Source organism: Herminiimonas contaminans (genome assembly GCF_015645465.1).
Lineage (GTDB): Bacteria > Pseudomonadota > Gammaproteobacteria > Burkholderiales > Burkholderiaceae_D > Oxalicibacterium > Oxalicibacterium contaminans.
In genome coordinates this window covers 114,359-138,092 of record NZ_JADOEL010000006.1, presented here as the reverse complement: position 1 = coordinate 138,092, position 23,734 = coordinate 114,359, and the positions used below count along the sequence as shown (strand labels likewise).

21 protein-coding genes are annotated in these 23,734 nt (G+C 54.9%); 8 read left to right on the top strand and 13 right to left on the bottom strand.

The annotated features are described in order from the left end of the window. The first annotated feature begins 57 nt into the window (after positions 1–57). Complete coding sequence (locus tag IXC47_RS09855; protein ID WP_195875524.1) at positions 58–1,281, top strand: DUF418 domain-containing protein; 1,224 nt, start codon at positions 58–60, stop codon at positions 1,279–1,281. Here IXC47_RS09855 and IXC47_RS09850 read toward each other — a convergent pair. The 5 genes from IXC47_RS09850 to IXC47_RS09830 are packed head-to-tail and all read right to left on the bottom strand — an operon-like array spanning position 1,278 to position 6,758. After that, positions 1,278–2,276 carry an ABC transporter ATP-binding protein gene (locus IXC47_RS09850; protein WP_195875523.1) on the bottom strand — a complete coding sequence of 333 codons (999 nt, stop codon included), beginning with the start codon at positions 2,274–2,276 and terminating at the stop codon, positions 1,278–1,280. The two genes, IXC47_RS09855 and IXC47_RS09850, sit on opposite strands and share 4 nt — an antisense overlap. After that, positions 2,269–3,255 (bottom strand): ABC transporter ATP-binding protein, encoded by a 987-nt coding sequence (locus IXC47_RS09845; protein ID WP_195875522.1) that lies wholly within the window; start codon positions 3,253–3,255, stop codon positions 2,269–2,271. The genes IXC47_RS09850 and IXC47_RS09845 overlap by 8 nt, the downstream gene beginning before the upstream one ends. Further along, positions 3,252–4,160: an ABC transporter permease gene (locus IXC47_RS09840; RefSeq protein ID WP_407651100.1), complete on the bottom strand. Its 909-nt coding sequence runs from the start codon at positions 4,158–4,160 to the stop codon at positions 3,252–3,254. Before IXC47_RS09840 ends, IXC47_RS09845 begins: the two co-directional genes overlap by 4 nt. Beyond that, positions 4,160–5,137, bottom strand: coding sequence for an ABC transporter permease (locus IXC47_RS09835; RefSeq protein ID WP_195875521.1), 978 nt, complete (start codon positions 5,135–5,137; stop codon positions 4,160–4,162). The genes IXC47_RS09840 and IXC47_RS09835 overlap by 1 nt, the downstream gene beginning before the upstream one ends. Before the next feature lie 52 nt (positions 5,138–5,189). After that, complete coding sequence (locus IXC47_RS09830) at positions 5,190–6,758, bottom strand: ABC transporter substrate-binding protein (RefSeq protein ID WP_195875520.1); 1,569 nt, start codon at positions 6,756–6,758, stop codon at positions 5,190–5,192. Between the two features lie 299 nt (positions 6,759–7,057). Here IXC47_RS09830 and IXC47_RS09825 point away from each other — a divergent pair, with 299 nt between their 5' ends. Beyond that, positions 7,058–7,393 (top strand): CzcE family metal-binding protein, encoded by a 336-nt coding sequence (locus IXC47_RS09825; RefSeq protein WP_175624565.1) that lies wholly within the window; start codon positions 7,058–7,060, stop codon positions 7,391–7,393. On the opposite strand, the gene IXC47_RS09820 is transcribed toward IXC47_RS09825, so the two are convergent. Further along, on the bottom strand, positions 7,390–8,685 hold the full coding sequence (locus IXC47_RS09820; RefSeq protein ID WP_407651103.1) for a PepSY-associated TM helix domain-containing protein: 1,296 nt from the start codon (positions 8,683–8,685) through the stop codon (positions 7,390–7,392). The two genes, IXC47_RS09825 and IXC47_RS09820, sit on opposite strands and share 4 nt — an antisense overlap. Before the next feature lie 312 nt (positions 8,686–8,997). On the opposite strand from IXC47_RS09820, the gene IXC47_RS09815 reads away from it, so the two are divergent. From IXC47_RS09815 to IXC47_RS09805, 3 genes are all read left to right on the top strand, one after another. Continuing rightward, positions 8,998–11,430, top strand: a complete 2,433-nt coding sequence (locus tag IXC47_RS09815) for a heavy metal translocating P-type ATPase (protein WP_175624563.1) — start codon at positions 8,998–9,000, stop codon at positions 11,428–11,430. Positions 11,431–11,457: 27 nt separating this feature from the next. Then, complete coding sequence (cueR, locus tag IXC47_RS09810; RefSeq protein ID WP_175624562.1) at positions 11,458–11,880, top strand: Cu(I)-responsive transcriptional regulator; 423 nt, start codon at positions 11,458–11,460, stop codon at positions 11,878–11,880. An 89-nt stretch (positions 11,881–11,969) separates the two neighbouring features. Continuing rightward, complete coding sequence (locus tag IXC47_RS09805; protein WP_195875518.1) at positions 11,970–12,299, top strand: antibiotic biosynthesis monooxygenase family protein; 330 nt, start codon at positions 11,970–11,972, stop codon at positions 12,297–12,299. Between the two features lie 65 nt (positions 12,300–12,364). Here IXC47_RS09805 and IXC47_RS09800 read toward each other — a convergent pair whose 3' ends face one another. From IXC47_RS09800 to IXC47_RS09775, 6 genes are all read right to left on the bottom strand, one after another. Continuing rightward, positions 12,365–12,571 (bottom strand): heavy-metal-associated domain-containing protein, encoded by a 207-nt coding sequence (locus IXC47_RS09800; protein WP_175624560.1) that lies wholly within the window; start codon positions 12,569–12,571, stop codon positions 12,365–12,367. Positions 12,572–12,637: 66 nt separating this feature from the next. After that, positions 12,638–13,135: a DUF2165 family protein gene (locus IXC47_RS09795; protein WP_195875517.1), complete on the bottom strand. Its 498-nt coding sequence runs from the start codon at positions 13,133–13,135 to the stop codon at positions 12,638–12,640. A 328-nt stretch (positions 13,136–13,463) separates the two neighbouring features. Next, positions 13,464–14,195 (bottom strand): arsenical resistance protein ArsH, encoded by a 732-nt coding sequence (gene arsH, locus IXC47_RS09790; RefSeq protein ID WP_195875516.1) that lies wholly within the window; start codon positions 14,193–14,195, stop codon positions 13,464–13,466. 12 nt (positions 14,196–14,207) lie between these two features. After that, a complete protein-coding gene (locus IXC47_RS09785; RefSeq protein ID WP_195875556.1) occupies positions 14,208–15,497 on the bottom strand; it encodes an arsenic transporter in 1,290 nt (429 codons plus the stop codon). Positions 15,498–15,527: 30 nt separating this feature from the next. Beyond that, on the bottom strand, positions 15,528–16,028 hold the full coding sequence (locus IXC47_RS09780) for an arsenate reductase ArsC (RefSeq protein WP_175624557.1): 501 nt from the start codon (positions 16,026–16,028) through the stop codon (positions 15,528–15,530). A 35-nt stretch (positions 16,029–16,063) separates the two neighbouring features. Next, positions 16,064–16,405, bottom strand: coding sequence for an ArsR/SmtB family transcription factor (locus IXC47_RS09775; protein WP_175624556.1), 342 nt, complete (start codon positions 16,403–16,405; stop codon positions 16,064–16,066). Between the two features lie 686 nt (positions 16,406–17,091). On the opposite strand from IXC47_RS09775, the gene IXC47_RS09770 reads away from it, so the two are divergent. From IXC47_RS09770 to rarD, 3 genes are all read left to right on the top strand, one after another. Continuing rightward, positions 17,092–18,153: a GGDEF domain-containing protein gene (locus IXC47_RS09770; RefSeq protein WP_175624555.1), complete on the top strand. Its 1,062-nt coding sequence runs from the start codon at positions 17,092–17,094 to the stop codon at positions 18,151–18,153. Between the two features lie 345 nt (positions 18,154–18,498). After that, a complete protein-coding gene (locus IXC47_RS09765) occupies positions 18,499–20,673 on the top strand; it encodes a TonB-dependent receptor domain-containing protein (RefSeq protein ID WP_195875515.1) in 2,175 nt (724 codons plus the stop codon). A 201-nt stretch (positions 20,674–20,874) separates the two neighbouring features. Continuing rightward, on the top strand, positions 20,875–21,765 hold the full coding sequence (gene rarD / locus IXC47_RS09760; protein WP_195875514.1) for an EamA family transporter RarD: 891 nt from the start codon (positions 20,875–20,877) through the stop codon (positions 21,763–21,765). A 60-nt stretch (positions 21,766–21,825) separates the two neighbouring features. Here the strand turns inward: rarD and IXC47_RS09755 are convergent, their stop codons facing one another. Next, positions 21,826–23,703, bottom strand: coding sequence for a potassium transporter Kup (locus tag IXC47_RS09755; RefSeq protein ID WP_195875513.1), 1,878 nt, complete (start codon positions 23,701–23,703; stop codon positions 21,826–21,828). Between the last annotated feature and the right edge of the window lie 31 nt (positions 23,704–23,734).

The window sequence follows — 23,734 nt, the reverse complement described above, 5'->3', positions numbered from 1 at the left end:
AATTGACAGGTCGCACTATGCTGCGACCTGTAGCTCCATGCACACTGGCAAGCAACCATGAATCCTCCCTCCGCTCCGACCAATTACGCGCGCCATGCGCATATAGATGCCTTGCGCGGCATAGCCGTGTTCGGCATCCTGCTGGTCAATGTCTTTTCATTTATCTGGGGTTTCAACTCCCTGCGTTATGGCGTGCTGCCAGTTGATGCCAGCCTGTTCGATATCCTGTCGGTCGCTTTCGTCGCCTTCTTCGCCGAACAAAAGTTTTATCCGATATTCGCTTTCCTGTTCGGTGCCAGCTTTGTCCTCATCGCACGCTCGGCCAAGGAAAAGCTGGGGCGCTGGAGCGATGCCGAGCAGCTATACCGCCGCCGGATGAAGTGGTTGCTGGCTTGCGGCGTCGTGCATGGCGTACTGATCTGGTTCGGCGACATCCTAACCGTGTATGCGATCGCCGGATTCTGGGTACTGTCCGGTCTGGCGAATGCGAAACTGCGCCGGGTGCGCAAGCATCTGTACGTCTGGCTCGGTATATTTGCTGCCCTTCTGCTGCTGAATGTCTTCTTCGGCACGCAACTTTTCAGCAGTGATGATCTGATCGCGCAAAGTAAAAATGAGGCCTATGCAGTGGAGGCCGCGCGCACCACCTATACCTACGGCGGCTACCTCAGCATCGCAGTGCAGCGTGTACGTGATTACATCTCGGTAACCACCCAATCCGTTTTCATCCTGCCGCATATCGCCGTGCTGTTCCTGCTCGGCCTGATATCGGTGAGACGCGGCTGGCTGACGCAACCGTGGCGTCACACTATTTTCTGGCGGCGCGTGCGCCTGGCCGGATTTGCAATAGGCATACCATTCAACCTGATCTGGGCCACGCTGATCCTGGCAGAGGCGATCGATCCTTTGCATCCGTCACCCTACTCTTATATTGCATATGCATGGCTGCCGGTCGGCGGCAGCTGCCTGGCTGCGGCTTATGTCGCATGTCTGATGCTGGCTGGTTCCGGCACCCAGCGTTGGCTGGCCGACTGGATGGCACCGGTAGGTCGCATGGCGCTCAGCAATTACCTGATGCAATCGCTGCTGTGTTCGGTATTGATACAGGGATTTGGTTTCGGTCTGGGAGCCAGCTGGTCGCCGGCCGGATGGATGCTGATCGCCTTCGCCATCATGTTGCTGCAATTGCTATTAAGTCGCTGGTGGCTCAGTACGCATACGCAAGGTCCGCTGGAAGCACTGTCACGACGCTATATCAATCGCAAGCAGACCGCGGCTTAAGCCACGTCGTTCAGATGGCAGGCAGAAAAGTGCTGCGGCGCGATCTCTTTCAGCGCGGGTTGTTCGACGCTGCAACGCGGCATCGCATGCGGGCAACGCGGATGGAAGTGACAACCTGAAGGCGGATGTAGCGGCGACGGGATCTCGCCTTTAACTGCAACAAAATCGATTTTCTTTACTTCCAGTTTGGGTGCGGAAGCCAGCAAGGCGCTGGTATACGGATGGTTTGCTTGTGCAAACAATTCAGCAGTCAGTGACGATTCCACGATGCGACCAAGGTACATGATGACGACACGATCCGAGATATGTCGCACTACGCCCAGGTCGTGGCTGATGAAGAGATAAGTCAGCTTCAGCTCATTCCGCAATTCTATAAACAGGTTCAGCACTTGCGCCTGTATCGATACATCCAGCGCCGCCACTGCTTCATCACATACCAGTAACTCCGGCTTCACCGCGAGTGCACGTGCGATACCTATACGCGCACGCTGCCCGCCAGAGAATTGATGCGGAAAGCGACGCACCAGTGCCGGGTCCAGCCCAACCTTTTGCAACAGGTTGGCGACATAGTCCTTCTGTTCTGCCCGCGTCACCATGCCATGCGCCAGCGGTGCTTCACCCACGATGTCCTGTATGCGCATGCGCGGATTCAGTGATGCATACGGATCCTGGAAAATCATTTGCATGGCCAATTGCTTGCGACGCAACTCACCGCCGGACAGCTGTGCCATGTCCTCACCTTGCCACCAGCGAGTACCGGAAGACAGGCTATGCAAACCGACTGTCATACGTCCCAGCGTGGATTTGCCGCAACCTGACTCACCAACCAGTCCGACTACTTCACCGGACTGTATGCTCAGGTTCGTATGATCTACGGCATGCACAACTTCTGCTGCGCGTTGCGCACCGAATACTTTAGCTATACGCGCCGCCGTATCCGGCGGTTTGACGAAACGCTTGCTGACATCACGCAGCTCCAGCAAAGCTTTATCCATGCGTCACCTCCACTGCCTGCGACACCGGATGGAAGCAACGCAAAGTATGCGTGCCATGTGTGGATAAAGGCGGCGTTTGCGCACACTGTTCAGTCGCACGATCACAGCGCGTGCGGAAGGCGCAACCGGACGGCAGGTTGAGCAGGGATGGCGTCATGCCCGGGATCTGGCGCAGAGCTTGACCAGCTACATTGCGCGATGGCGACGAGGCAATCAAGCCATGCGTATATGGATGGCGCGTTTGTTCCAGTACTTGTTGCACAGTCCCGCTTTCGACCACCTTGCCTGCGTACATCACGCACAAGGCATCGGCCAGTCCGGCGATCACCGACAAGTCATGGGTGATCCAGATCAGTGCGGTGCCGGATTCACGACACAGCTTTTGCATCTCGTACAGGATCTGTCCCTGTATCGTGACGTCCAGTGCGGTGGTCGGCTCATCGCAGATAATCAGGTCAGGCTTATTCAGCAGCGCGATGGCAATCGCCACCCGTTGCCGCATGCCGCCGGAGAATTGATGCGGATACGCCAGCAAGCGCTCATCCGGCGACGCGATACCAACCCGCGCCAGAGCATCACGTGCCATTGCGCGCGCAGTCGCCTTGCTGACATCCTGATGCGCCAGCACCGCTTCCATCATTTGCGTATCGATACGCAAGACCGGATTCAGCGTCATCATCGGATCCTGGAAAATCATCGCGACGCGGTTGCCGCGTACACGACGCATCGCTTCCGGCGATAGCTCCAGCAGGTTTTGTTCGCGCAGCATGATCTTGCCGCCAACTATCTTGCCCGGTGGGTCGATCAGGCCCATGATCGAATACGCGGTCATAGACTTGCCCGAGCCAGACTCACCCACCAGGCCCATGATCTGGCCCGGCGCGACCGAGAAGGACACATCCTCCACCGCTTTCACCACGCCTTCGCGTGCAGAGAAGTGCATCTGCAGATTTTGTACAGTGAGGGTCGGTATCGTCATTGTGTTTGCAGACGTGGATTCAGCACGTCGCGCAATTGGTCGGCAACCAGGTTGATGGCGACTACAGTCAGTAACAAGGCGATGCCCGGGAACAGGCTAATCCAGTATTTACCGGACATCATGTAATCAAAGCCATTCGCAATCAGCAAACCCAGCGACGGTTCAGTTACGGGCAAGCCTATGCCGAGGAAGGACAAGGTCGCCTCCAGTGAAATCGCCGACGCCACCTGTAAGGCAGCGATCACGATGAGCGGTGGCAGGCAGTTCGGTAACAGGTGATGAAAGACGATGCGCAACGGCGATAAACCGAGGCCGCTGGCGGCTTCTATATATTCTTTCTTGCGTTCGACTAGTGCCGCGCTGCGCGCAGTGCGTGCGTAATACGCCCATTGCACCGCGACCAGCGCGATGATGATTTTGCCTACGCCCGGCCCCATCAATGCCAGCAGGATCAGCGCCACCAGAATAGGCGGGAACGATAACTGGATATCGGCGATGCGCATGATCAGGCTTTCCACCCGGCCGCCGAAGTAACCGGCGAACAAGCCCAGCGTCAAACCTATCAGCAAGGCAATCACGGTACTCACGACGCCGACGATGATGGAAATACGTACGCCATACAGTATCGCCGACAGCATATCCCGCCCCTGCTCATCGGTACCCAGTACGTACGTCAGGCTGTGGTCGAAGTTTTGCGTACCCGGTTCGAGTCGCGAATCCATGATATCTATCTGCGCCAGGTCGTACGGATTTTGCGGTGCGATGACAGGTGCAAAGATCGCCGCCAGCACGATCAGCAGCAAGGCGATGAACCCCAGCGTCGCGACTTTGCTGGCAAAGAAATTGCGCGCAAAACGCCGGAATGGCGTTTCAATGCGGGTAACTGTGATCGTAGCGTCCATCATCAGCCCTTCGCATCCGACAAGCGTACACGCGGATCCAGCAGCGAATACACGACATCGACTATCAGGTTAATCAGGATAAACAGCGCCACAATCAGCATCAGGTAAGCAACGATGACGGGTCTATCCAGCACGCGTATCGAATCGATGATCAACTTGCCCATACCGGGCCAGGCAAAGACCGATTCGGTGACAATCGCAAACGCAATGATGGAACCGAACTGCAAGGCAATCACGGTGACGATGGGTATGAGGATGTTCTTCAGTACATGCACGCCTATGATGCGGCTATTGCGCAGCCCCTTGGCGCGTGCAAACTTTACATAGTCCTGCAATAAGGCTTCCTGCGCACCGGCTCGCGTCAGGCGTATCACCAGTGCAATATTGAAGAGCGCGAGATTGAAGGCAGGCAAGAGCAAATGCTTCAAACCATCCCAGCTCAGGAAGCTGACCGGTATGCCGAGTAAAAGGGTCGTTTCACCGCGCCCGCTGGCCGGCAACCAGCCCAGCTGCACTGCAAACACCATGATCAGCATCAGCCCGACCCAGAAGGTCGGTAGCGAAAATCCCAATATCGATACTGCCATGATGCTTTTACCGGTCCAGCTGTTAGGACGCAGGCCAGCCCACAAACCCAGCGGTATGCCGAGCACGATGGACATCAGGATCGCGCACACTGCCAGTTCCATCGTCGCTGGCAAGCGCTCCAATATCAGACCCAGCGCGGAAGTACCGAACGCAAAAGAGCGACCGAGGTCGCCGCTGGCGGCATTCTGGATAAAGATGAAATATTGCAGCCACAAGGGCTTGTCCAGGCCGAAGGCCGCGATGGTGCGGGCGCGTTCGACCTGATCCGCATCCGGGCTGAGCAAGATGTCGATAGGATTGCCGATCGCATAGACGCCAACAAATACCAGCAAGGACATGACGACCAGCACCAGTATGCTTTGTCCGAGGCGACGCAGGATGAAATCAAACATGGTTCAGGTTCCGCCCGCGAGTTGACGAGCGCAAGCAGACAGCACGCTGGATTTATTCTGGGTGGAACTGATGTGCAAAAGTGAATTCATCGGTACGCGCAGTGTACTTCAAGCCCTTGCGCATTGCCCAGGTCGCATATTGATGATGCAAAGGCACGACCGCATAATCCTTCATCGCGACGGCTGCCGCTTCCTGTGCGTAGCTGGCGCGCTTGGCCTGGTCGACCGAGCCGAGCGAAGAAGCAATCAGCTTGTCCAGTGCCGGATTGCTGTACTTGCCCCAGTTCCAGGTGCCCCAGCCGGTGTCCGGATTCGAGGCGCCGACCAGCGTACGCAAACCGAAGTCCCCGGCCAGTGTGCCCCAGCCCAGCAGCGCGACACTGAACTCACCAGCCCGTGCCTTGCTGAAGTATACCGACAGCGGCAAAGTGACGACCTTGGTTTGTATGCCTATGCGATTGAGGAATTGCGCGACGGTTTGCACCACTTGTGCGTCATTGATGTAGCGGTCGTTCGGACCGTGCAGCGTCAGCGCGAAGCCATTCGGATAACCGGCTTCGGCCAGCAATTTCTTCGCACCTTCCGGATCGTAGGTTTCCACTTTCAACGCATCGTTGTAACCGAGCAAACCGGGCGCGACGATATTCGATGCCGGTACTGCCAGGCCTTCCATCGTACGATCTACCAGCGCCTTGCGATTGATGGACTTGGAAATCGCCTGGCGTACACGGACGTCACGCAAAGGATTGCTAGGCAAGGGTTTGCCTGCCTTGTCTGTCACAAATGGTGAGCTGCGTTCGGATTGATCGATTTCCCAGAAGATGGTGCGCCATGAAATCTTTTGTTCCAGCTTGAATTTGGCGTTGCCTTTCAGCTTGCTCAGATCGGCGGTCGGCACACCTTCGATTGCATCGACGTCGCCGGACAGCAGAGCGGCCAGTCGCGGTGCGGAGTTGGTAATGATGCGGAAGCTGACTTTATCCCAGTCCGATTTGCCGCCCCAGTAACTATCATTGCGCGCGACCTCGATACGGTCACCGCGTTTGAAACTGACGAATTTATACGGGCCGGTGCCTATCAATGCTTTGCCGCTGTTGAAATCTTCGGTGCTGGCTTTCTCTGCCGCTTTCTTCGAGACGATGAAGATGGCGCTTACATCGAGTGCCAGCGGACCATAAGGTGTCGCAGTGCTGAGGCGCACGGTATAAGGATCGACGATTTTCTTCGCAACGATTTGTTTGGTGTAAGCCGTGTAAGGGCCGGGGCTATTCGTCAGCTTGGCCGGACGATCCAGAGAGAACACCACGTCTTCGGCGGTGAATTTGGAGCCGTCATGAAACTTCACATCGTGCCGCAGCTTGAATTCCCAGGTGGTCGCGTCGACGGCGCGCCACGACGTCGCTAGGCCCGGCACCAGTTTTCCGTTGGCATCTACATTCACCAATGCATCAAATATGTGCGAAGAGAAAGCAACGTTAGGTGCGATGTTCAGATAGTGCGGATCGAGGGAGGAGACATCGGCGGACAAGGCGATCTTCAGATCAGCCGCCCACAGTGGCTGTATGGCCAGCGCGCCCAGCAAGGCGAGTGCGGATAAATGTTTTCGTTTGGAGCCGGGCATAGGATTCCTTTATAAGCCAGATGTCTCACGCAAGGATGCACGAGCTACGCGCGACCTACGCTACAGCGCGATGTTAGTCACCCGCGCCGCGCTTGTAAATCATCCATTTTGGCTTTGGATATATCAAAAAGATATATTGTCGCGTGAAACGCGGATGCTTGCCGGCTATGTCATGCAAGGCATGCGATGGAGAAACAGTGGAACCTGTATGATGAATCGGCGCTCTAAACGGAGCACCTTTGCAGCATAAGTTGCAGAAGACGTTACAGAACAAGTACTACCCACGCCCGGAGGCTGCCATGCAGACCAGATTACTTACCCTCGCCTTTACCGCATGCATGATGCTCAGCGCACCGGCATTTTCCGAAACGACCCGCGTCGATTTGCTCGGCTACCCATCCACCGCTGCAGCGGCAATACGCACCATCGTGATTACACCTGATACCAAATGGGTGAATGTCGAAGGCGGTGAAATCATCAACTTCGTGGTCGGTGACAAATCCTTTGCCTGGCATTTCTATGTCGGCTTCACCGTCACATCCTTCGACCTGCAACTGGTTGCGCCGCCCGGACTGTTGAACCGGCGCATCGTCGCTTATGTCTCGCCCGACCCTATGTATATAGGACGGGATTAAGCAGTCGCCTGTGGCAAATCGCCTTTGGCGATGACGGCGTTACGTACCTGAATTTCGGAACGGACACGCGCCTTGCGTTTCTTCCACCAGATCACCACACCGGTGATACTCAGCATAGAAACCAGCAAGCCCATGAGCGAAATCAGGATGCGTCCCGGCAAACCGAGGATGCGTCCTGAATGCAACGGGAACTGCATTTGCAGGAAAATATCTGCTGCCGTACCCTGCCACGGCAAACGATTACCGAGGTAAGAACCATTCTTGCCATCGAAGTACAGCGCCGCTGGCCCTACCCCGCCACCACCGTGGTCATCGCCAGGATGGAAGAAGCTGGCGCCATAGATCCCGAAGGTATTTGAGTAAAACACACTGCCGATAGGCTCTTTCCAGCCACGCTGATTCGCTTCGGCGGTCGCTTTCTGTATCGCATCCGGGAAGCTGAGGACAGGCAATATAGGATGCTTCGGATTAACCGGGGTACGTACATCGAAGGGACCAGGCGTCACTTTCGACACCAGCGACATCACCGGATAAAACACTTCGCGATACAGATTCAGCGAGAACGCAGTGAACGCCAGGATGAAGAGCAAGCCCCAGGTCCACAGGCTGAATGCGCGGTGCAAATCGAAATTGAGTTTGTACGAACCGCCACTCCAGCGCACACGCCATGACGGTTGCCAGCGTTGCCACCAGGTTTTGCGATTGTCGTTGCCACCGGCTTGCACTGCTGCCAGTTTCTTTTCACGTCGTACCGGTAAAGTCAGATAGAAGCCAAAGAAGCAATCGACCACCCAGATGATGGCGATAATGCCCATGAACCAGACACCCCACTCATCTATGCCCCACATTTCCGGGATGTGCAGGCTGTAGTGCAGTTTGTAGAGGAAAGGCAGCAGGTTTTCACGTGACAACGATACCGCGCCCCACTCGCGCTGGCCGACTATGCGTCCGGCGACCGGGTCGACAAATACCTGGTTATAACCCAGCTCATACAAACGACCGCTAGCCGGATTAACCTTGGCACTCACACCAAACAAGGCCGAGTGACCTTCCTCAAACTGCAAAGGCATGAAGGTCACGGTGGCACGTGGATCAGCTTGCTCGACCACCTTGACCAGATCCATCGATTGCTTATAAGGACCGCGGCTGTCCACTTTGAACAGCGAGTCATTGAGCCATTCATCCAGCTCGTGGTCCCAGGAAATCACCGCACCGGTCAAGCCGGAGATCAGCAGGAACAGTGCAATCGTCAGGCCACACCAGCGATGCAATAAGACAAATAATCCACGCAACATGATGGTCAGTATCTATATAAGTGTAGGTAGTCACCCACGCTGGAGAGCGCTGCGGGCAACGCAGATCGCGTAATTATAATGCGTATCATTCCTATTTATAAGGAATATTCTCACCCAGGTTTGTATCCGTATCTCTTGATTTCATCATTGCCTGCAATGAAGGAATTAATAGTGAGTACATACTCACATTGATTTTCGCCTCTATTCTTCGGGACTAACTATTCTTCGCCACCCTTGAAAAAAGCCCTTGACCTTCCCATCATGGTAAGGTCGACACTGCTTACATCTACAGTCACCAGTGAGTCCATCATGACGACCGCCCAGTCACAAACAGCTGCAAACAATCTCCGTCGCATCACCCTTGATGTGGCGGGCATGACCTGCGCGTCCTGTGCATCCCGCGTGGAAAAAGCCATCAATGCCATACCCGGCGTGCAACAAACCAGTGTCAATCTCGCCACCGATTCAGTCGCGGTTGAGGCGACCTCGCAAGTCCAGGCCGACATGATCCGGCAGGCAATTGAAAAAGCGGGCTACGAAGTACCGCAGGAAGAAGTCACGCTCGACATCACAGGCATGACCTGCGCCTCTTGCGCTGGCCGTGTCGAAAAAGCCTTGCGCAAGGTTGATGGCGTACTCGACGCCAGCATCAACCTCGCCACCGACCGCGCACAAGTCAAAGTCAATCGCGGCACCAGCAACTCAGCCCTGATCGCGGCAGTAGAAAAAGCTGGCTATGGCGCAGCGCTGCCGCTGACCAAATCACCAACCACACAACAGGCAAGCGAACAGAAATCGGCCCCAGACTGGCTGCCGGTCATGTACTCCGCCCTGATCGCCATCCCGCTGGTACTGCCGATGTTCCTGCAACCCTTCGGTATCGAATGGATGTTGCCGGGCTGGCTGCAATGGGCATTGGCAACCCCGGTGCAGTTCTGGCTCGGTGCGCGCTTCTATAAAGCAGGCTGGCACGCAGTCAAGGCAGGCACCGGCAATATGGACTTGCTGGTCGCGCTGGGCACCAGCGCTGCTTACGGTCTGAGCATCTATTTACTGCTGACCGCGATGCCCGACCATATGCCGCATCTCTACTTTGAAGCGTCAGTCGTCGTCATCACCCTGATCCTGCTCGGCAAATGGCTGGAAGCACGTGCCAAGAAACAAACCGCCTCCGCCATCCGCGCGCTGCAAAAACTGCGTCCCGAATCTGCCCGCGTACGCCGCGATGGTGTGGATACCGATGTGGCTATCGATTCGGTCAAGGTCGGCGACATCGTGGTGGTACGCCCCGGTGAACGCATCGCGGTAGACGGCACCATCATCGAAGGCAATAGCCAGGTCGATGAATCGCTGATTACAGGTGAAAGCCTGCCGGTGGTCAAACAGGTCGGCGCCAAAGTAACCGGTGCTTCCATCAATGCGGATGGCTTGCTGCTGGTGCGTACCGACGCCGTCGGTGCCGAGACCACTTTGTCACGCATCATCCGCATGGTAGAGAACGCCCAATCGGCGAAAGCACCTATCCAGCGTCTGGTCGACAAAGTCAGTGCGATCTTCGTCCCTATCGTTTTGCTGATCGCACTCGCCACCCTGATCGGCTGGTGGCTGGCCGGTGCCGGTATGGAAACCGCCATCATCAATGCGGTCAGCGTGCTCGTCATCGCCTGTCCATGTGCGCTCGGCCTGGCGACTCCGACCGCCATCATGGCTGGCACCGGCGTCGCCGCGAAAGCCGGCATCCTGATCAAGGATGCGGAAGCGCTGGAAACAGTCCATCGCGTCAATACCGTCGTGTTCGATAAAACCGGCACCCTGACCCTGGGCAAACCGCAAGTCGCGGCGATGCAAGGCAATGGCATACCAGCCAAGACCTTGTTGCAATTGGCCGCCACCATCCAGAACGGCAGCGAGCATCCGTTGGCACATGCAGTCATCGAATCCGCACGCAAAGACAATATAGAACTGCTGCCGGTCAGCGAAGTACAAGCCTTGCCCGGCCGCGGTGTCGCCGCCGTCATCAATGGTCGTCGCCTGCAACTCGGCAGCTCGCGCATGATAGAAGAGCTGGGCCTGAATGGCGGCGCGCTCACTGAACGCGCGCAGGAACTGGAAAACACCGGCCATACAATTTCATGGCTGGCACTGGCAGATGAGCCCAGGGAATTGCTGGGCCTGATCGCCTTTGCCGATGAAATCAAGGACAGCGCACCACGCGCAATTTCCAGCCTGAATGCACTCGGCATAGATACCGTGTTGCTGAGCGGTGATAACTACGGCAGCGCGAATGCAGTCGGTAGCGCACTCGGCATCAAGCAGGTAATCGCACAAGTGCTCCCGGCCGACAAAACCGCCAAGATCACCGAGTTGCAACAGGGTGACCATATCGTCGCGATGGTGGGCGATGGCATCAATGATGCGCCTGCGCTGGCAGCGGCTCACGTCGGCATTGCGATGGCGACCGGTACCGACGTTGCGATGCATGCGGCGGGTATCACACTGATGCGTGGCGATCCGTCACTGGTCGCAGATGCGATCGATATCTCGCGCCGCACTTATAGCAAGATCCGCCAGAACCTGTTCTGGGCGTTTATCTACAACCTGGTCGGCATTCCACTGGCAGCATTCGGCTTGCTCAATCCTATGCTCGCTGGTGCGGCGATGGCCTTCAGCTCGGTCAGCGTGATCAGCAATGCACTGCTGCTGCGCCGCTGGCATCCGAGCGCCGGGCATGACAGTAAGTAAGCAACACCCAGAACGAAAGGACATAGTATGAATATCGGCGAAGCAGCACATGCATCCGGCATCACTGCCAAGATGATCCGGCACTATGAAAGCATCCAGCTGATCAAACCAAGTGCGCGTAGCGACGCTGGCTACCGCACTTATAACGAAAACGATTTGCACACGCTGCGCTTCATCAAGCGTGCACGCAAACTGGGTTTCGCACTGGACCAGATCCGCGACTTGCTGTCACTGTGGAATGACGCACATCGTGCCAGCGCCGATGTAAAGGCCATCGCGCTGGCCCATGTGGAAGACCTGAATAAGCGCGTGGCGGAATTAACTGAAATGCGCGACACCCTGCAACACCTGGCGCAAACCTGCAATGGCGATGCGCGTGCAGATTGCCCTATCCTGCAAGGACTGGCGCAGGCTGATGGCGAGGAAAGCAGCGGCTGTTGTTCGCATTGATTGCGTCTGCCCTGTAGCGCACAACATACATACGCGTTCAGTTTTGCGGATTAGAATGTGCCGTCCCAGTATCTCTACCGATAGCGGCCATGTATTCATCTACTTTTATCTTCGCCACCAAACAGTTCGATGATGAGTTCCACAGACTCGATCGCATCATCGCGGACGCCGCCAAGACCATGCCCGGCTATCTGGGTGAAGAAAGCTGGGAAAATGCCAGCAACGGACTGACGTCCAATGTTTACTACTGGGATACGCTGGACTCACTGCAAGCCCTGATCCAGCACCCGGTACATTTACAGGCGAAAGCAGCACAGGCCAATTGGCTGGACGGATATCGGGTCATCATTTCCGAAGTCCTGCGTACATATGGCGACGATGTACTGACCCAGCTGCCGGAATTGACGAGCAAGGATTAAATCCCCAGACGATAAAAAAGAGCGAGTGGCATAGCCAACTCGCTCTTTGTTTTTTGCGCTGCTTTTTAAACAGTAGCGCTGGCAGTCACCGGATAACCTGCATCGCTGATCGCTTCAGAGATATCTTCCAGCGCAGCATCCGACTGCACACGCACTTTGCGCTGCGCCAGATCGACTTCTACTTTCGCTGACGCATCTACTTCCAATACTGTTTTGGTCACTTTGCTTACGCAATGACCGCAGCTCATTTCTTCAACTTGCAATTCATACATGACCAGACTCCTTAAGTGGGACAACTGACTACACTGTAGACCTTCCCACCGTAGGAAGGTCAAGCCTTATTCATCGATATCGTCATTCGACATCACGACATAAATCAGCACCAGCAACAGTGTCGTAAAGAAACGGCTGGCATCCGGCACACCGTTCCACTCCTTCGACATCCACATGCCAAACCACTCGCCACCTACCGACATAAAGCCGACTTGCCAGGTCAGGAAACCCAGCGTCAAACCGGCAATCGCGTATTTCTTGGCACGGCGGAAAGCGACATTATCGCCCTTCAGCGCTTGCCATAATTTGAACCCTCCTATCCAGCACAGGAGTGCAGTCGCGGTTTCCAGCGCGATGATGAAGATGTAACCGGCGTGCTGTATGAACGGCGATTCGATCGCACGGTAAGTAATACTGTTACCGGGGAAAGTGGTATCCATGAGAAACACACGGTGCACAAACGCAAAGTTGGTTTGGTAGTCAGTGATATTGCCAAAGCTGACAAGTGATGCGAACAGGGCCATGGCCAGCACCATAGCGATTTTGGACAAACGGATCATCATGATCTTTACTCCTTTTGATGGGTTAGTTGGAATCCGTTCTTGCCCGCACACTGACGGCAGACGCACGTGTTGCAGCCTTGCAGCAAAACTGCAAAGCACGCGGTAATCAGTAGGCGGGAAAGATACGGTGCACGAAATGCATCGCGGGAACTACAGGAATCCAGTTGGGTATCGGGACTGGCGTTACCTGAAGCTGGCTGACTCAGCTTGGAAATGAGTCAGCGAACTGGATGAGCCCAACTTTGATGGAAATGATTCTACTTGAGATCTGCCAGTTTTCCCATAGCGGTATTGTTATAAGCCATTAAGCAATACCGCATGTGTAAGGTCAGATCACATCTACTGCGGGAGCGGTGGACTTCAACTCTTCTACGTGACGTTGTTTGCGTTCGCTATAGCGATCTGTCAGGTAATCGCTACGTTCGCGCAGCAGCAACGTGAACTTGTATAGCTCTTCCATCACATCAAACAGGCGATCGTAGTATGGCGAAGGCTTCATGCGCCCTGCCGCGTCGAATTCGTCGTAAGCTTTAGCTACCGATGACTGGTTAGGTATCGTAAACATGCGCATCCAGCGTCCCAGTACCCTCATCGTATTCACGGTATTAAAGGATTGCGAACCACCGCTGACTTGCATCACCGCCAGCGTACGTCCCTGGCTGGGACGCATCGCGCCATGCTCCAGCGGTATCCAGTCGATCTGGTTTTTCATCACGGCGGTAATCGTGCCATGCCGCTCCGGACTGCACCACACCTGCCCTTCGGACCACATACTCAATGCGCGTAACTCCGCCACCTTAGGATGCGATTCAGCCACGCTGCCTGCAATCGGCAAATCGCGCGGATCAAAGATGCGCACTTCCGCGCCGAAATGCAGCAGGATGCGCGCTGCTTCTTCGGTCAGGAAGCGACTGAAAGAACGCTCACGCAATGAGCCATACAACAGCAATATGCGCGGTGCATGCGTGTAGTGTGAAGGCATCGCCAGCTTCTCCGACGTTGGGATGTCGATCTGGTTCAGCGCAAACGCGGGCAGGCTTTTATCATCAAATGTGTTCATGATGGATGTGCTTTATAAAGTCCATTGCAGACGCAATGCCAGTGCAATCAGGGTCATCAGCAAAATTGGCAAGGTCAATATGACGCCAACACGGAAGTAGTAGCCCCATGTGATGCGGATGTCTTTGCGCGCCAACACATGTAACCAGAGTAAAGTAGCCAGGCTGCCGATGGGCGTGATCTTGGGACCGAGATCGCTGCCTATGACATTCGCGTAAATCATCGCGCTACGCACTACGCCTTGTGCAGTACTGGCATCTATCGACAGTGCGCCGACCAGCACCGTCGGCATATTGTTCATCACCGAAGAAAGCAAAGCCGTCAGCAAACCAGTGCCCAGTGCAGCACCCCACACACCGTATTCAGCAAAATGATTCAGCACCATTGCCAGGTAATCGGTCATGCCTGCATTACGCAAGCCGTACACCACCAGATACATGCCGAGTGAAAACAGCACGATCTGCCATGGTGCATCCTGCAGCACCTTGCGCGTCGAAATCAGGTGGCCGCGCGCAGCCACTATCAGCAGGATGATGGCGGCTGAACTCGCCACCGCGCTGATAGGAACACCCATAGGTTCCAGGCCGAAAAAGCCCGTCAGCAACAAACCCAGTACCCAGAATCCGGCGCGGAAAGTGGCAGGGTCCCGTATCACCTGACGAGGAAGTTGCAAGCTGTCGACATCGTAGCTGGCGGGAATGTCGCGTCGGTAGAAGAGCAGGAGCATGCCCAGCGTCGCAGCAATCGCCACCATGTTCACCGGCAGCATGATGGATGCGTATTCGGCAAAACCTATCTTGAAGTAATCCGCGGAGACGATATTCACCAGGTTGGATACCACCAGTGGCAAGCTGGCGGTGTCTGCGATAAAGCCCGCTGCCATCACGAAGGCCAGCGTCGCGGCGGGGCTGAACCGCAATGCCGTCAGCATCGCGATCACGATGGGTGTCAGTATCAATGCAGCGCCATCGTTGGCGAACAAGGCGGCGACCAGTGCGCCCAGCAAAACCAGATAGGCAAACAATAGCCGTCCGCTGCCGCGCCCCCAGCGCGCTACATGCAACGCGGCCCATGCAAAGAAGCCCGCCTCATCCAGCAACAGACTGATGATAATGATGGCGATGAAGCTGATGGTGGCATTCCAGACTATGCCCCACACGATGGCGATATCTGTGGGCAGCACTACACCGTTGAGCAATGCCAGCGCAGCACCTATGCTGGCGCTCCACCCTATCTTTAAACCGCGCGGCTGCCAGATCACCAAAACGATGGTGGCGATAAATATGAGGAAAGCGGTCAGCATCACATCCCGCACTTGCGCAAGAAGAGCAGACTAGACACTGCTTGCGCCTATCTTTTTCAGTTCGTGATGAATCGCGTTTTTTTCCAGCATGGCGATCGGCAGGCTGACGAATGTATTCACCCGTCCCATGATTTGTTTGAAAACCTTGTGGAAGACTGCACGTTTTTCTTCATCGCTGCCTTGCGCAGCGGCAGGATCTTCAAAACCCCAATGTGCAGAGATCGGCTGTCCCGGCCAGATCGGGCAGACTTCCCCGGCGGCGTTGTCGCACACGGTAATGATGAAATCCATTTTCGGCGCGCCATCCGCCGCATATTCATCCCAGCTCTTGCTACGCAAATTTTCGCTTGGATAGCCGGTCGTCTTTACCAGTTCGACGGCAAATGGGTTGACCGTGCCGCCCGGCTGGCTACCCGCACTAAAAACCCGAAAGCGGCCATGCCCCATGGTCGACAGCAAGGCTTCCGCCATGATGCTGCGCGCTGAGTTGCCGGTACAAAGGAAAAGTACATTAAAAGTCTTGTCTAACATTTGATGAACCTGCAGTGAGTGAAAAACTGTTGGAATCAGCGCGTTGCTGTTTTCGTGTCATCGCATACCGGAGTACATACCGGCGTGCACGGATTTCCGCCGCAGCAGTTCTCGGTCAGGAAGGCGATCAGGCCATTCATGGCGTCGTAGTTGGCTGCGTAATGTATGTAGCGACCGTCCTGGGTGCCGGTCAGCAAACCTGCATGGCTCAGTTCTTTCAGGTGGAAAGACAGTGAGGACGGTGGGATTTCCAGCGCCTCGCTGATTTTACTGGCGGCCAGGCCTTCAGGTCCGGCCTGCACCAGCAGACGGAACACGGCAAGGCGGGAATCATGCGCGAGCGCGGCAAGGGAAGTGATAGCGTTTTTGGTTTCCATGATTCGATAATAGTCGAATTATGGAATTGATGCAAAATATTTGGACGCCTGTTAATCAATTGAACAGGAAAGGTGCAGATGCACAGCGACAAGACCACGCATGCCCTCCTGCGGTGCACCCGCATTTCGCTTACCTACATGCGGCTCTTTGCGGCACGCACGATGAGCAAGACAGCAGGTGCAAACATGAACATCCCGGGCAAAGATTATGCGCAAAGATTGCTCCAAGTATGCTGCTTGCACGCACCTCGCTGTAGCTAAAAGTGATGTCGCACATCTTTGCCGTTCCGGCGTCCATACACAGTGTTTTTCCATGCAGAAAAACGCCGGGCACAGAATATGCACACGATTAAATTACCGCATGGAAACTATTTTGTTACTTTTCGAAAACGGCGTGTCAGTTGACCACACCCCATGTCATAGCGAGGAAAAAAAGCAAACGTAAAATATGGTTTCCATGCGTCAAGCCAGGGATTTGTTGCTTTCTATTCAGATAGAATAGTTCTAACTAATTAAGCAATAAAAACCAATAAAAGCAGCTTAATTGCTTCCCTTGCGCTCTTGAAATTAGCTTCTCTTGATAGAAAATTTTTCTTGAAGTCACGCCTCATGCCCACACGGATACACACAACATCTTCTGGTCGAAGTCTTTGCATGGATAACGTGTGAGCACCTCAGAACCCCTCATGATGGGATCGCTGCTGGATCACCTGGTAGAGATCACCGGCCACCGCGACCACGATCTGCTCGACATTTCGGTCATGACCGCCTTGTTGAACATGGTCGGCGTAGCCGAGGCGCGCGTGATGGAATTATTCCAGTCACGTGGCGAACTGTTCGTGCGTCCACGTGTGTGGATTTCCGGCGGCGCCGTCAAAACCGTGGATGAAGAGCAATCCTCGTCCGATCAGCCCGGCGAACCTATCGTGTCTTTTCCCGGCCTGGTCGCCTGCATCGCGCAACGCAAGGCCCGCCTCGAAGAAACCCGCGAAAACGGCCAGCACGTGTTGTGGATCCCGATCTGGCAAAACGACAAAGTCTCGACCTGCCTGGAAATTGCGCATACACAGCCGTTTACAGCGCAGATGCTGCAAGTGATGGAAGGCATACTCAGCGTCTACCGCAACTATCAAAGCCTGCTCGACTATAGCGAACGCGATTCGCTGACCGGCCTGCTCAATCGCAAGACCTTCGACGAGAAGTTCGCGCGCATGGTAAATGCCAAACCATCCGAATCGGTGACACGTGATGACAACGAGCGCCGTCATCATGCAGAATCAAAATCGCAATGGCTGGCCGTCATCGATATCGACCATTTCAAACGAGTCAACGACCAGTTCGGTCATCTGTACGGCGACGAAGTGTTGATCCTGGTGGCGAACGTACTGCGCACCTCCTTCCGCGCACAGGATCGCGTCTTCCGTTTCGGCGGCGAGGAATTTGTCGTGCTGTTACGCTCGGCGACGCTGGCCGATGCGCAAATGGTGTTTGAACGCTTCCGTTCCAACATCGAACAAAACTCCTTCCCGCAAGTCGGGCAAATTACCGTCAGCATCGGCTTCGCCAGCATCTCGCAGGAAACTCCGGTCGTCATCCTTGGTCGCGCCGACCAGGCGTTGTACTACGCCAAGGACCACGGCCGCAACCAGGTCTGCTATTACGACGAATTGCTGGATCAGGGCTTGCTGCAGGTCGGCAAAAAGGCGGAATCGGTAGAGTTCTTCTTCGACGATCCGGCCGAAGGTTAAGCCTATGGTGCGTCGGCTGACCTGACCTGCGCATCCTCCATCTTCATTCTTCTCCGTATTTTTTGCGTTTTCTCTTAGCAATCTTCCGGCTACGTCGGAGTCTTGCGCGCGCGTGCATCAAATACACCACACTATTCGCAAGAAAACTCTCAACAAGCGCATTGGTCCCTTCATCGATATTGCAAATCATTCTCGTTTGCATTAATATCGCGTTAAATTTACGTTAAGAAAACGTTAAAGACCAGCCAGCCAAACACCGAAGTAGGACGTCCCCCGCTCCATTTCCCCTGTGTACTAGCCAGCCATCGACACCCTTGTTGGGGATCCCCTTTTTTTGGAGCAAGCATGGCAGCAATGCAATCACCGGATGGCGCACGTCCATTTGACCCGTCAACGACCACCACTTCCCGCGCCGAAAGTGCACTGGAGCGCCATGTTCGCCGGAGCTGGCCTTTGGCGGCAGCATTGATGCTTGTCTCGGCCTCTTCAATTGCACAAACCTCGGATCAGCACCTGGCAGAAGTCGTGGTCAGTGCTTCGGGTTTCGAACAAACCATTAAGGAAGCGCCTGCCAGCATCACCATCATCACACGTGAACAACTGGAATCCAACCGCGTCAACAACATCGCGGAAGCCTTGCGCGGCGTTGAAGGCGTAGACGTAGGCGACGCACCTGGCAAAACCGGTGGCTTGAATATCAGCATGCGCGGCATGAACAGCCGCTACACACTGATCCTGATTGATGGCCGCAGGCAAAATGCCGCGGGCACAGTCACCCCTAACGGCTTCGGCGAAACATCCACATCCTTCCTGCCACCACCGGCAGCCATCGAACGTATCGAAGTCATCCGCGGACCGATGTCCACACTGTACGGCTCCGATGCGATGGGCGGCGTGATCAACATCATTACGCGCAAAGTCGGCAAAGTCTGGTCTGGTACGGTCACCGCGGAAGCTACCTTTCAAGGCGAATCGCAATTCGGCGATTCCCAGGCTGGTAGTGTCTATCTGAGTGGCCCATTGGTAGAGAATCTGTTGGGTCTGCAAGTGCGGGCGCGCAGATTCCATCGCGATGACTCCAATATCCAATGGCCGGGCAAACTGCCTAACAGCCTGACCCTGGGTAATGATCCGGTTAAATCGACGGTCGACAACGCTGGTGTAAAACTGACTTTCACACCGAACAAAAACAACGATATCTCGCTTGATGTAGACCGAGCCCGTCAAACCTACGACAACAGCCGTGGTCAACTTGGTACGTTGGATCGACCTGGCACTTATCGCGGCTATTTGCCTCAGCAAAAATTCAATCGTGATCAAGTCACTCTGGCGCACACACTACGCATGGCTAATAGCGTATTGGAATCCAGTATCAGCCAGACCAAAACTGAAACCATAGGTCGAACCATTCCAAATAATGCGCCGGGCGGCAAACCGGCCGGCTCACCCCGTACACTCGAGTCAACCAGCACTATCTTTGATACCAAGCTGGTGACTTCGCTGGACAACCACATGCTGACCGTCGGTGCGCAATGGTGGGAAGCCAAGATGACGGATGCGATTGCCACACGTGCTTTTGATCAAAAGCAAGTTGGTATTTTTGCTGAAGATGAATGGCGCATACGCAAAGATCTGGCATTGACTGTCGGTGTCCGCCATGACAACCACAGCACATTTGGCGGCGCCACTACACCACGTGTGTACCTGGTCTGGAATACAACAGATCAATGGACCTTGAAAGGCGGCGTCAGCAAAGCATATCGCACACCTAACCTGGAACAATTAGTTGATGGCATTTCCGGCATCGGTGGTCAGGGCACTACGCCGTTGTATGGCAATCCTGCGCTTACGCCAGAAAGCAGTGTCAGCGCTGAGTTCGGCACCTACTTCGACAATAACCAAGGCTTTCGTGCCAATGCGACCGTATTCCAGACAGATTTCAAGAATGCGATTAGCAACCTCAGCGGCTACATTCCACCCAGTGGCGGCGCCGCAGGAAGTTTTCCAGTTAACGTAGACAGCGCAACAGTAAAAGGTCTGGAACTGGGAACCAGTCTGGAATTTGCTCGCGTATGGAGAGTAGCGGCCAACTATACCTATACCAATAGTGAACAAAAAAGTGGCGTCAACATTGGGCGACCTTTGGAAAATACACCTAAGCACGCAGCTAACGTGAAACTGGATTGGCGCTTCTCGGAACAACTGAATCTGTGGGCGCAAGCTGAGTACAAGAGCAAACGTTACCGTGGTGAAGATAGCGGAAGATTTACCAATACCAAAGCCTTATTGGGTGATTACAAGTCATACGCATTGTTGAACCTGGGCGGCACATACAAGGTAAACAAAGCGCTCTCCTTCAATATGGCTCTCAATAACGTATTTAATAAAAACTTTGTTGATTACCGTCCGGTCACGACCACAAGCGGCACTCCAGCAGCTCCGGTTGCCAGCTTCGCCAACCAATACATCAGCACGATGGAACCACGTCGTCTGTGGATCGCCGCGAACTACACGTTCTGATGCCTGACTAAAATATTTCTCTCTGCAGTACCCTCTCGCGCACGACGGCCTCCTGGCTGTAGTGCGCTTTTTTCTTCCTGCTCGTACGTCGCCAGGCAAACCCTCATTTTTTCCTGACAAAAACGCGCTTTGCCGATTACTGGGATAATCCTTCCGTTACTCAGGGCAACTTTTCCGCCCTACTTTACGGACTTATCCATCATGAATCCCGGCATGCTGTACGCACTCTGCGCCTATCTGGCCTGGGGCTCGTTTCCGATTTATTTCAAATCCCTGCACGACATTGCGCCGCTCGAAATCCTGCTGCATCGCATGGTGTGGGCGCTCGGTTTCCTGCTGATCGTGCTCGCCGTGCGCAGGCAGTGGACGTGGTTGAGCACGGTCTTGCGCCAACCCAAAGTACTGGCAGGGTTTACCGCCAGCGCCTTGCTGCTTTCGACCAACTGGTTTGTGTATATCTGGGCGGTGAATCATGACCGCATCATCGATGCCAGCCTCGGTTATTTCATGACGCCGCTGGTGAATGTCTTGCTCGGTTTCCTGGTGCTGGGTGAGCGACTGCGTCGCATGCAGTGGGCAGCCGTATTGATTGCTGCTGTCGGGGTAGCCTGGCTGACCTGGGAAAACGGACATTTGCCGTGGATAGGCCTGACACTGGGCCTGACTTTTGGTACCTACGGTTTATTGCGCAAGACCGCTACGCTGGGTGCGCTGGAAGGCTTGTCGCTGGAAACTTTGTTGCTGTTCCCGCTAGCCATCCTGGCGTTAAGCGTGATGGCGTGGAATGGGCAAAATAGTTTTATCCACGCACCCGCTACTTCGCAGTGGTTGCTGGTGGCTGCAGGTCCGATCACCGCCATCCCTTTGCTGATGTTTGCCAGCGCCGCACGACGCATTCCGCTTTCCACCCTCGGACTGCTGCAATACATCACGCCTACCTTGCAATTACTGGTCGGCGTCTGGCTATATCACGAACCATTCAATAGCGCGCGCCTGATCGGCTTTGCCGCAATCTGGATCGCACTGGGCTTGTATTCAGCAGATGGCGTGTGGCAAAGCTACCGACCGGCAAGCAGCGATACACAAAAGTAAGCGCACATAAAAAAAGGCAACACAGCTGTGTTGCCTTTTCTCTGTCTCCGTCTACCACGCTTAAATCTCTACTTTGGTACCCAATTCAATCACGCGGTTGGATGGGATTTGATAGTAATCCGCTGCACCGCGTGCATGGCGCGACATCGCGACGAAGATGTGTTCACGCCACAGCGCCATACCGCGCACCGGATTCGCCACCACGGTCTGGCGTGCGATGAAGAATGAAGTCTCCATCATTTCAAACTCCAGTCCCTGATCCTTGGCCAGCTCCAGCGCCGCAGGAATATCCGGCACGTTCTTGAAGCCGTAAGTCACATCCATCTGATAGCAATCATCGCCCAGCAAATGGATGCGTACCTGATCGGTAGTCGGCACATACGGCACTTCCATCATGCGTACAGTCAGGAACACGACGCGCTCATGCAGCACCTTGTTATGCGACAGGTTGTGCAACATTGCGTGCGGCACGCCATCTGATTCACCACGCAGGAAGATCGCGGTGCCAGGCACACGGGTCGGTGGCGAAATGAACAGCGAAGCGAGGAAGTCTTCGAGTGGAATCGCATGTTTTTGCAAATTATCGAATACCAGTTCGCGACCGCGTTTCCAGGTCAGCATCAGGGTAAACAAAATCGTACCGAGCAAGAGCGGGAACCAGCCACCGTGGAACAGCTTGAGCATATTTGCCGAGAACAGACTCAGGTCTATCACCAGGAAGAAACCGGTCGAAGCCAGGCACAGCAAAAGGTTGTATTTCCAGCGATAACGGATCACAAAGAAGGTCAGTATCGTGGTCACCAGCATGGTAGCTGTCACGGCAATACCATATGCTGCTGCCAGGTCGGACGACGAACCGAAACCGACCACGGCCATCACCACCACCGTCATTTGCAACCAGTTCACCGCAGGAATATAAATCTGACCGATCTGGCTGGCCGACGTGAATTCGATCTTCATGCGCGGCAGGAAGCCCAGGGCGATCGCTTGCTTGGTCATGGAGAATGTTCCGGAAATCGTCGCCTGCGATGCAATGATGGCTGCCATCGTCGACAGGGCCACCAGCGGATAAATACTCCATGCACCGAGTTGCTGATAAAACGGATTGGTTACGGCATCCGGATGCATCAGCAGCAACGCGCCTTGTCCAAGGTAGTTCAAAGCCAGCGCCGGGAACGCCACCATGAACCACGCCATTCGTATAGGCTTGGCGCCGAAGTGCCCCATATCGGCATACAGCGCTTCCGCGCCGGTGAATGCGAGCACTACAGCGCCGAGCGCGATGAAAGCGAGGAAACGATTACCGTCGAGGAAGTGCAATGCATGCCAAGGATTGAGTGCATACAGGATTTGCGGCGCATCAATGATGTTGATCACACCCATCACTGCCAGTGTGGCAAACCAGATCACCATGATGGGACCAAACCATTTGCCGATACCAGCCGTGCCGCGTGCCTGCAACGAATACAAACCAACCAGTACGGCCACCGTCAGCGGCACCACATAAGGATCAAAGGTTTCGGTCGCGACGCTCAGGCCTTCAATCGCTGAGAGTACGGAAATCGCGGGAGTAATCACGCTATCGCCGTAGAACAGCGTGGCACCGAACAAACCCATGACCAGCAGCGGGAAGTACCAGCGTGAATTGCGCGTGACGGAAGAAAGTGCCAGCGCCATCAGGGCCATGATGCCGCCTTCGCCGCGATTATTCGCGCGCAGCACTAGTGTGACGTATTTAAGGGAAACGATAACGATGAGGCCCCAGACAATCAGCGAGACGACGCCGAGCAGGTTTTCCGGGGTGAGAGCCAGGCCGTGTTCCTTGGAGAACACTTCTTTCATCGTATATAAAGGACTGGTACCAATGTCGCCGTACACTATGCCGACAGCGGCCAGAGTCAATGCAGCGAGGCTGCTTTTTTTATCTGGTGAAGCCAAAGAGTGCTCTCTTTAGAAGGATGGTGCGTCG

Excerpts from the sequence above, each read along its gene's own strand:
- IXC47_RS09785 (WP_195875556.1), bottom strand. The coding sequence starts at position 15,497 with ATGCTGACCGCTTTCCTCATATTTATCGCCACCATCGTTTTGGTGATC.
- IXC47_RS09770 (WP_175624555.1), top strand. The coding sequence starts at position 17,092 with ATGATGGGATCGCTGCTGGATCACCTGGTAGAGATCACCGGCCACCGC.
- IXC47_RS09800 (WP_175624560.1), bottom strand. The coding sequence starts at position 12,571 with ATGTATGAATTGCAAGTTGAAGAAATGAGCTGCGGTCATTGCGTAAGC.
- IXC47_RS09840 (WP_407651100.1), bottom strand. The coding sequence starts at position 4,160 with ATGATGGACGCTACGATCACAGTTACCCGCATTGAAACGCCATTCCGG.
- IXC47_RS09855 (WP_195875524.1), top strand. The coding sequence starts at position 58 with ATGAATCCTCCCTCCGCTCCGACCAATTACGCGCGCCATGCGCATATA.
- IXC47_RS09805 (WP_195875518.1), top strand. The coding sequence starts at position 11,970 with ATGTATTCATCTACTTTTATCTTCGCCACCAAACAGTTCGATGATGAG.
- IXC47_RS09830 (WP_195875520.1), bottom strand. The coding sequence starts at position 6,758 with ATGCCCGGCTCCAAACGAAAACATTTATCCGCACTCGCCTTGCTGGGC.
- IXC47_RS09765 (WP_195875515.1), top strand. The coding sequence starts at position 18,499 with ATGGCAGCAATGCAATCACCGGATGGCGCACGTCCATTTGACCCGTCA.
- rarD (WP_195875514.1), top strand. The coding sequence starts at position 20,875 with ATGAATCCCGGCATGCTGTACGCACTCTGCGCCTATCTGGCCTGGGGC.
- IXC47_RS09780 (WP_175624557.1), bottom strand. The coding sequence starts at position 16,028 with ATGTTAGACAAGACTTTTAATGTACTTTTCCTTTGTACCGGCAACTCA.
- IXC47_RS09835 (WP_195875521.1), bottom strand. The coding sequence starts at position 5,137 with ATGTTTGATTTCATCCTGCGTCGCCTCGGACAAAGCATACTGGTGCTG.
- IXC47_RS09850 (WP_195875523.1), bottom strand. The coding sequence starts at position 2,276 with ATGGATAAAGCTTTGCTGGAGCTGCGTGATGTCAGCAAGCGTTTCGTC.
- IXC47_RS09815 (WP_175624563.1), top strand. The coding sequence starts at position 8,998 with ATGACGACCGCCCAGTCACAAACAGCTGCAAACAATCTCCGTCGCATC.
- IXC47_RS09845 (WP_195875522.1), bottom strand. The coding sequence starts at position 3,255 with ATGACGATACCGACCCTCACTGTACAAAATCTGCAGATGCACTTCTCT.
- cueR (WP_175624562.1), top strand. The coding sequence starts at position 11,458 with ATGAATATCGGCGAAGCAGCACATGCATCCGGCATCACTGCCAAGATG.
- IXC47_RS09795 (WP_195875517.1), bottom strand. The coding sequence starts at position 13,135 with ATGATGATCCGTTTGTCCAAAATCGCTATGGTGCTGGCCATGGCCCTG.
- IXC47_RS09825 (WP_175624565.1), top strand. The coding sequence starts at position 7,058 with ATGCAGACCAGATTACTTACCCTCGCCTTTACCGCATGCATGATGCTC.
- arsH (WP_195875516.1), bottom strand. The coding sequence starts at position 14,195 with ATGAACACATTTGATGATAAAAGCCTGCCCGCGTTTGCGCTGAACCAG.
- IXC47_RS09775 (WP_175624556.1), bottom strand. The coding sequence starts at position 16,405 with ATGGAAACCAAAAACGCTATCACTTCCCTTGCCGCGCTCGCGCATGAT.